Here is an 8,757-nt window from a genome sequence, read left to right as displayed (position 1 = left end):
ATAGAATGTGGCTTTTTCGTTTTAACTGTCGCTTTATAATTTTCAGGCGAGTACTTACTGAGGCTGAGTAGTGTTAGCTTGACTCGCGGCAAATTTTTGCACTAATTTATTCGTTGGGTAGAGAAGTACAGTCTGTTTTAACAGTATCGCTGATTCTTCTTTTTTACCTAATTTTGCTAAGGCGCGACTCCAATTAATATAAATATTTGCTCTTGGTGTTTTTTGTGAAATCTCTGCAGCCCAATCCATATAGTGATTCAGCTCTGCTATATCGTTATTGTATATCGCGATTTGCAAGCGATACATCATAGTGTTGAACTCTAATCGTGTGATCCAAGCGACTGGATTGACGACTTTTGTCAGTGGCGTTATATTACTGCGATCACTGCGCTCATATTGGGTTAACAATTTATTCGTATGCAATGTCGTTAGCATAAATAACCCCGTAACTAAGGGGATAAATAATGCTAAGGTACGCAATAAAAAGGTGTAACTAAATTTGATTGTTTTGGTATTGCTATAACGACTGCAGATATACCAAACCAAGGTTAAGAATACCACCCAATGCACGACGGCATGATAAAACGGATATTCTGTCTGGCTATGTAAAACCAATGGAAATACCAGTCCTAATAACGCCATCGCTTGCCATAATGGCTGCTTGACGATAATACGTAAGAAACCAATCATTAATAACGCGATCCCAGCTAATGCAACAAGGCCACCTTCGATACCCCAATATAATAATTCATTATGTGGGTGGTCAAGATTTTCTGGTGATCCAGGTAATGCCAGCCCTTGGCTCAGTGCTTGGCTGTACGAATTGAGATACGCGACTTCAAAGCTACCGTAACCCCAACCGAGGAAAGGTTTCTCTAACCACATAGCTAACCCATGTAGATAGATAGGCACGCGTGCGCCTGGATCTGTTAGCGCGGCTGCAGAACGCGCTACTTTGTTTGCGGTTTCTAACGAGTAAGCACCAATGGCAACAGCGATAACACTACAAACTAACCAAATTAACAGACTTTCTGATTGTTCAGACTCCCGTAATTGTTGCCACACCCAAGGTAACATGAGCGCCGGTGCAATTAATAATGATAGGTAACCAGTTCGAGATTGCAGCAATACAACGGGAATAATGGCCATGAAAGTGGTGATATAGCAAAATAGACGTTTCTTTTTTTCATCCAATTTAGTTTGTGTCAGCAGGTATAAAGCGAGGGCAATACCTGTTGTTAAAAATGAAGCAGAGACATTGGGTTGTTGAAAAATACCATAGGGACGATTGGCGCTTTTATGATAACCAAGGGTATTATTAACCGGTAGCAAATAGTATTGGACGAGACTAAACAGTGCCTCGATAAATACGGCGCCTAAAATTAAATATAATAGCGTCAGGCGTTGTTGCTGAGCAAGCTGTAATTGCTGCAGAGCAACAAAAAACAGTAAACCACCGACTAAACCAAATAAGCGGGTATAACTGAGACCAGCAACGATAGGGTCGGCATATAATACCGGTAGTAGCATGACTAGCGTGGCAGCGATAAACAGTAAGCTCATTTGGGAGTAAACCAGTTTCGCTTGTAATGTCGCTTGCCACAAACCAATGCCGATTAAGGTTGAAATAAACATCCAACCAATCGCATTAAAAGGCAAGTGCAGTCCTGAACCGCCGCCGTTATGTTGAAAATAATGCATCCCGATCAACATATACACGGCGAACGTAATGAAAAATCCTTTTTTCAATGTTGTTAGATTCATACTATGACTCTTTGTTGATATTATTCTGTTAGTTGAAAGTACTCAGTTGTTTTGCGCGTTCTAACATGGGTTTTAGAAAACGTGCAGTATGACTGTCTGGATGTTCAGATACGGTTTCCGGTGTTCCGGCGACAAGAATCTCACCACCGCCGCTGCCACCTTCTGGACCGAGATCGATCACCCAATCTGCTGTCTTCACGACATCAAGGTTATGCTCAATAATGACGATAGTATTACCGTGATCGCGTAAGCGATGTAATACTTTCATGAGTAATTTAATATCATGAAAATGCAAACCTGTCGTTGGTTCGTCTAAGATATACAAAGTTTGGCCTGTATCGCGTTTTGATAACTCTTTCGCTAGTTTCACGCGTTGTGCTTCACCACCAGATAACGTCGTCGCAGACTGACCGAGGCGTATGTAAGACAGACCTACATCCATTAAGGTTTGTAACTTACGTGCGATAGGTGGGATTGGTGCAAAGAAGGTATTCGCTTCTTCGACGGTCATATTTAATACTTCGTGAATATTTTTGCCTTTGTAGCGGACTTCTAATGTTTCACGGTTATAACGTTGGCTTTTGCAGTTGTCACAAGGGACATAAACATCAGGTAAGAAGTGCATTTCTACTTTAATTAGACCATCACCTTGGCAAGCTTCACAGCGACCGCCTTTCACGTTAAAACTAAATCGACCTGGTTTATAACCACGCGAACGTGCTTCTTGTGTTCCGGCAAAGATCTCGCGGATAGCGGTGAAAATACCAGTATAAGTTGCAGGGTTAGAACGCGGGGTTCGGCCGATTGGACTTTGATCAATGTCGACAACTTTATCAAGCTGATCTAAACCTTCAATGGAGGTGTAAGGTGAAGGGACTGTCACCGTTGCGCCGTTCAATTCAATATGCGCGATCTTAAAGAAGGTATCATTAATGAGGGTTGATTTACCTGAACCTGACACACCTGTTACACAGGTCATTACGCCAACTGGCACGGACAAATCAACATTTTTAAGGTTGTTGCCGCTTGCTCCTTTTAAATGAACCCATTTGTCGGTTAATGGTGTACGTTGCGCTGGGATCTCAATTGCTTTACGACCACTGAGATAATCGGCGGTCAGTGAGTTTTCACTTTTCAAGATATCATCCACGTTACCTCGTGCCACGATCTCGCCACCATGCACACCAGCACCTGGACCAATATCTAGGACATAATCGGCCGCACGGATCGCATCTTCATCGTGTTCAACCACTATCACTGTATTGCCAAGATCACGTAGATGGATCAGGGTTTGTAATAAGCGTTCATTATCTCGTTGGTGCAAACCGATCGAAGGTTCATCGAGCACGTACATCACGCCAACCAGACCAGCACCAATTTGGCTAGCAAGACGAATACGCTGTGCTTCACCGCCAGATAGCGTTTCGGCGCTGCGCTCTAGGCTTAAATAATTCAGACCTACATTGACTAAGAAGCCAAGACGATCACCAATCTCTTTAAGGATCTTTTCGGCTATCTGGCCTTTTTGACCTGGTAGCGCCATTTTGGAAAAGAATTCGAATGCTTCACCTATGGCCATATGCGACACTTCTGGTAAGGTGGTTTCTTGAATGTAAACGTGGCGAGCTTCTTGACGTAGACGAGAACCTGAACAGGTCTCGCAAGACTTAGTGGTTAAGTATTTACCAAGTTCTTCACGTACCGCATTCGATTCGGTTTCTTTGTAACGGCGCTGCATATTCGGAATGATGCCTTCGAAAGCGTGGCAGCGAACGACGATATCACCGCGATCATTCACATAGTTAAATTCAATTTCTTGCTCGCCACTGCCTTGCAGAATATAACCTTGTACTTCACTGGCTAATGAATTAAATGGTTTAGTCAAATCAAACTTGTAGTGTTTCGCCAGTGAGCTGAGCATTTGGAAGTAATAAAAATTACGTTTATCCCAACCACGGATCGCGCCACCTGAGAGGCTCAGATCAGCATTAATGATAACACGATCGTGATCAAAGTATTGTTGAACACCAAGCCCATCACAGGTATGACAAGCACCTGCTGGATTGTTGAATGAGAAGATCCTTGGTTCAAGCTCTGCCATGCTGTAACCACAATGGGGGCAAGCAAAGTTAGCTGAAAAGACGATCGGTTCTGCATCGCTTTCATCCATATCGACAATGTAAGCGGTGCCGCCTGATAAGTTTAGTGCGGTTTCAAAAGACTCGGATAGACGTAATTGTAGATCATCACGAACTTTAAAACGATCGATGACAACTTCAATGGTGTGCTTTTTATGTAGATCTAAAGCTGGCGGATCGGATAGATCGCAGACTTCACCATCGATGCGTGCTCGTATATAACCTTGACTGGCTAAGCCCGCCAGCGTTTTAACATGCTCACCTTTACGTTCTTTCACGATCGGCGCGAGCAGCATAAGTTTACGCCCGGTCTCTAATTCCAACACATGATCTACCATTTGGGTAATGGTTTGCGCCGCTAAAGGTGCATTATGGGTTGGACAGCGTGGTTCTCCAACCCGAGCAAATAATAAGCGTAAGTAATCATAAATTTCGGTAATGGTACCGACTGTGGAGCGTGGGTTATGTGATGTGGATTTTTGCTCGATAGAGATCGCTGGTGACAAACCTTCAATATGATCGACATCGGGCTTTTCCATCAAAGATAAAAACTGTCGGGCGTAAGCAGAAAGCGATTCTACATAACGGCGTTGACCTTCTGCATAAAGCGTATCAAATGCTAATGACGATTTACCAGAACCCGACAACCCTGTGATTACAATCAGCTTATCACGAGGTAGTTCAACATTGATATCTTTAAGGTTATGGGTGCGTGCGCCCCGAACAATGATTTGATCCATACATAACTCACACTACATAAAATAATCAATCAGTATCGCATATTAGGACTTGTTAGGCATTACTTTAGAAGAAACTCTCTTCAATATTAAGAATGTCGTCAGGCGCAAGGTGGTGGGCAGGGGTAACCTTAAGTGTCTGGCTAAGATCGCTGTTATTAGACAGCATAATAGATTGTTTTGCTGCCCGCTCAGTGAAACCGCCTGCCAGTGCGATTGCTTGATCAACTGTTAACCCTGGTCTAAACGGGTATCCACCTGGGCGTTTTACTTCGCCTTTAATGTAAAACTGGCGGAAAGTCGCGATACTGACCATAACTTTAGGTGAGATTAAATAAGGCCCTTTTAAGCCAAGATAAATTTTTTGTTTGACCTCTGCTGGGGTTAAACCAGCGACTTTAATTTCACCGAGGTAGGGATAATCGATACTACCTGATGTATCAACTAATATGGACATGCTTAGATCGGCTTCGCCGTAGACCTTAATAGACAGTTCATCGCCGGCACCAAGTTTATAATTGTGGTGTTGTTCGTGTGCTCTGGTAGGACTCGCTAACAAGATTATAATGATGAAAATGGCGTGATGTAAGTGTGTGCAGCTTTTCATTTTAAATACTCCTTTCATTTAAAATACGAGGGAACTGGTTAATCCATAACTATTTTTGTCGTAGCCCAAGTGAGCTTCCGAAGATGATTTACTTTGATGTTCATAACTAAGACCAAATGCAAGCCAATACCTTAATTGATAAGACAGCATGATATTGATGGTATTGCTATTATCTTCACGAGTACTGTATTGGTATGTTTCATTGAGATGTTGATAAGCTAATGAACTCGATAAATTATAACGCCAAGTGTGCTTCCAGCTTATTGACTTTCGATTTGCTTCTATACTGTCTGTCCCTGTGACGGCATTGATGATCTTTTGACTGGCGTTGATATTGAAGATGGAATATGTTTTTGGACGCCAATTAATACCAATATCCCAGCTTGGGTTAGCTTGAGATTCTCGATGACTGTCGGCGAAATTAATTTTCTCATACCCTATTTTTACAATACCTTGCGTTTTACCACTTATGTCCCAGTGTATACCGGTATACAGCAGGCTATTATTACTGTCTTTTTTATTCGCGGTGCCTTGGTAATTGGTTACGCGATTACTGATATCAAGCAATAAATTTAAGCTAGCTCCGATGTGATAGTCAAAAGCGAGGCCGTAGTCATATTCGTCGAAATCAGCCATGGGTGTGTAGCTCGAGTTGTCCTCGTCGTAGCGTTTATTGTTAAAACTAAACCTAGGTTTGAGTCTGGCTTGTGAAGATTGACTGCCATAAACATAATTTAATGCAATTTGCTGGGTGTAAAACTTAGTGGGCGCAGTTACTTGCTTATTACCTTCTGATATTCCTGTATTGACGGTATCATGGCCAAGATTAAATTGGTATGAAATAGCAATTTGATGACGGCTATTGGATATTCGTCTAAGCGCAACTTGCAACTGATGATCGGTATAATTATTATCAGAGTTTTCACTATATAAGCTTTGCTGTCCCTCGTAATCGAAAGCAAACTCGGTGTTATATTTTTGTCCTTCAATGCGTAATGCCGGCATTATTTCAACCAAGTTAGAGGCCTGCTGATTATTTTTGGTGTTGGTAATATTATCGTCGTGTTTATAATTGATTGAAAGACTGGAGATCACGTTAAACCCAAGTTCTGAACTTGTCTCTAGACTTAGCCCTGATGCGGTCACTCGTGAACTTAATAGGGATAAGATTAATGTGAAGGACACTGTTAGTAATAAATATTTTAAGATTTTCATTGATTATGAAGCACGGCTATGAGGCTATGCAGTTTCCTTTTGGTACTGGTACTGATAGCGTTTATCATTTTTTAATGACTCTTGGTTTAGTATGATGCCATCGGTACAGACACCATGCTTCGCCAGTAATTTGATTGTACTGTTAAGTTCGCCAATCTTGGAGTTGTTTGAACGGGCCACTAGAATGTTAAAATCAGACTGTTGTCCGATAATTAGCGCGTCACTGACTAACTGACTAGGTGGTGAATCAATAATAATATAATCATATTGCGATCTTAAAATAGTCAGGCAACTGGCAAAGCGAGTTGAACTCAGTAAGTTGGATGGGCTTTCGGTTAACTCTCCAGCCGAGAGTACAGCCAAATTTGTTTGCTGATCACGCAATATATAGCTATTCAAACTGCCCCCTTTACTGAGAATATCAGCCAGCCCAGGTTGGCTATTTGGTATCCCCATTTTTCTTCTTACTGAGGGTCTACGCAAATCAGCCTCTAGAATAATAGTTCTGTGGGTTTGTGCTAATGCCATCGCGAGATAAATCGCAGATGTACTTTTACCTTCGCCTACGGTGTTGGAGCTGATCATGATGACTTGTAGTTTTTTGGCTCTAGCGGATAACTGCAATGATGTACGTAAACTTTGCGCGGCTTCAAAAATTATCTTATTGCCAATAAATAATTGCTGTGGGGATTGTTGATAGAATTTTTTATCAATCGCTTTAAAATTGGGGAGTGAGCCAAGTAATGGCGCTGGTAGATTCGTGATATTGTCTTGATTCACAAAAAATAGCGCCTGTAGTAGAGCATGCGCGACTAACAACATCAATGTTAATAAGATCACGAGCACTAAGATCAATGAGCGTTTGGGTTTAAAAGGGGATAAAGGCGTTTTAGCGATATCGATGATCGTGGCTGTAGATAGGTTAAGATTGTTGGTGAGGTTTGTTTCTTTCAAACGCATTAAAAACATATTATACAGTTCATTGCTTGAGGTTAATTCTCGATTGAGTTCTTTATAACGTGCTTTTTGTTTTATTAGGGTACGGTGTTCTGCTTTTTTACTTTCTAATACGGCGATTACGGCGGATTCATTTTGTTCAAGTAAGCTGAGGTTTTTTTTAAACCCGAGTGCGAGTTGCTGTAAGGCATTTTGGGCATTCTCTTCTGCAGCGCTGAGCTGTGCATTTGCCTGAATCATTTTGTCGTGTTGTGGACCATAGCGTTTGGATAATTCGGCGATATTGTGCCTTGCTTGGGTGTACTCATTTCTTAATTCAATTATCACTGCGTGATTGGATAATGCCTTAATTGAGGTTGAGGTTAGCAAGTTCAAATTTTCCGATTGACTTATTTGCTGATATAGGGTTTGCGCGCTAATTAATTCACTTCTAATTGTGTTTAATTTAGTGGTGAAGTTCTGTAATTCTGTTGCAGTGAAATTATCAATGCCACTATCATCAATTAAATTTTCCTGTTGAAGAAAATGAGTGAGATTACTCTCTGCTGTATCCAAGTTATCTTTGAGTGCTTGCACCCCTTCTTTAAGCCAGAGAGATGCGGCAACTGTCTGTTGGACTCGAAAATCACGGTTATGCTGGATGTACACATCGGCATAGGTATTCGCGATTAAAGCTGCTAATTCTGGCACGTTATGCTCATAACTGATGGTGAGTAACTGGGTATTGTTAATGAGTGATACGTTCATTGCTGATTTTATCTGGCCAATAAAAGCGTGTGGATTTATTGGTTTTATTTGTACCTGCTTGGTGGCTGGTGATACAAAATGAATGATGTTATCGAGTATCAAACTTAATTTACTATTCGGTTTATCTCTTGTGTAAGCAGGGTGTTGAGACAAATTGAGTTTAGTGATGACTTTTTCGGTTATCACGTCAGAACGTAAAATCTCAACTTGAGTTTGGAAGTCATCTTTGCTGTTTATATCGTTTTGTAATAGACCTTGGATGGCAATTGGCTTTGCTTGGTGTGTTTGTAACTGTAAAACTGTGCTGGCTTTATAGATAGGAGGAAGGTCAGAAATAAAGATCGCAGCAATAACACTAACAATAGTAGTGATAATACAGATCCGTAAAAACGAGCGCCTAATTATATTAAAGAGATGCGTAAGATCTATTTCGTCTTGGCCTCCCTGTGGGAATCCACTATGCGTGTCATATTTTTGCTCCACTTAAGATCCTTTGAATGGTAAGCCGTAAGGCTACGTATTCATACTTTTCCATTATATGAGTATTAGAGTATTAAAACTACGATATATATTTAACAGATAAAGGAAGAAT

At 41.2% G+C, this 8,757-nt stretch carries 5 protein-coding genes; all 5 read right to left on the bottom strand.

Annotated elements, in window-relative coordinates; genetic code table 11:
- Nucleotides 1-54 precede the first annotated feature (54 nt).
- The 5 genes from BT797_RS12845 to BT797_RS12825 all read right to left on the bottom strand — a co-directional run bounded on the left by BT797_RS12845 (nt 55) and on the right by BT797_RS12825 (nt 8,648).
- Nucleotides 55-1,764, bottom strand: coding sequence for a PglL family O-oligosaccharyltransferase (locus tag BT797_RS12845; protein WP_045112189.1), 1,710 nt, complete (start codon nt 1,762-1,764; stop codon nt 55-57).
- A 28-nt stretch (nt 1,765-1,792) separates the two neighbouring features.
- Nucleotides 1,793-4,642 (bottom strand): excinuclease ABC subunit UvrA, encoded by a 2,850-nt coding sequence (gene uvrA / locus BT797_RS12840; RefSeq protein ID WP_045112188.1) that lies wholly within the window; start codon nt 4,640-4,642, stop codon nt 1,793-1,795.
- A gap of 64 nt (nt 4,643-4,706) precedes the next feature.
- Complete coding sequence (locus tag BT797_RS12835) at nt 4,707-5,246, bottom strand: polysaccharide biosynthesis/export family protein (RefSeq protein WP_045112187.1); 540 nt, start codon at nt 5,244-5,246, stop codon at nt 4,707-4,709.
- Nucleotides 5,247-5,264: 18 nt separating this feature from the next.
- Entirely contained in the window at nt 5,265-6,461 is a 1,197-nt protein-coding gene (locus tag BT797_RS12830; protein ID WP_045112186.1) for an outer membrane beta-barrel protein, read from the bottom strand.
- A 24-nt stretch (nt 6,462-6,485) separates the two neighbouring features.
- Complete coding sequence (locus BT797_RS12825; RefSeq protein ID WP_082293703.1) at nt 6,486-8,648, bottom strand: GumC family protein; 2,163 nt, start codon at nt 8,646-8,648, stop codon at nt 6,486-6,488.
- Nucleotides 8,649-8,757 lie beyond the last annotated feature (109 nt).

Source organism: Moritella viscosa, assembly GCF_900120065.1.
Taxonomy (GTDB): domain Bacteria; phylum Pseudomonadota; class Gammaproteobacteria; order Enterobacterales; family Moritellaceae; genus Moritella; species Moritella viscosa.
The sequence above is the reverse complement of the archived record's forward strand: the minus strand, read 5'-3'. Positions and strand labels throughout refer to the sequence as shown.

What these genes read in the sequence shown, in the direction of transcription:
- BT797_RS12845 (WP_045112189.1), bottom strand. Translation starts at nt 1,764, where the DNA reads ATGAATCTAACAACATTGAAAAAAGGATTTTTCATTACGTTCGCCGTG.
- uvrA (WP_045112188.1), bottom strand. Translation starts at nt 4,642, where the DNA reads ATGGATCAAATCATTGTTCGGGGCGCACGCACCCATAACCTTAAAGAT.
- BT797_RS12835 (WP_045112187.1), bottom strand. Translation starts at nt 5,246, where the DNA reads ATGAAAAGCTGCACACACTTACATCACGCCATTTTCATCATTATAATC.
- BT797_RS12830 (WP_045112186.1), bottom strand. Translation starts at nt 6,461, where the DNA reads ATGAAAATCTTAAAATATTTATTACTAACAGTGTCCTTCACATTAATC.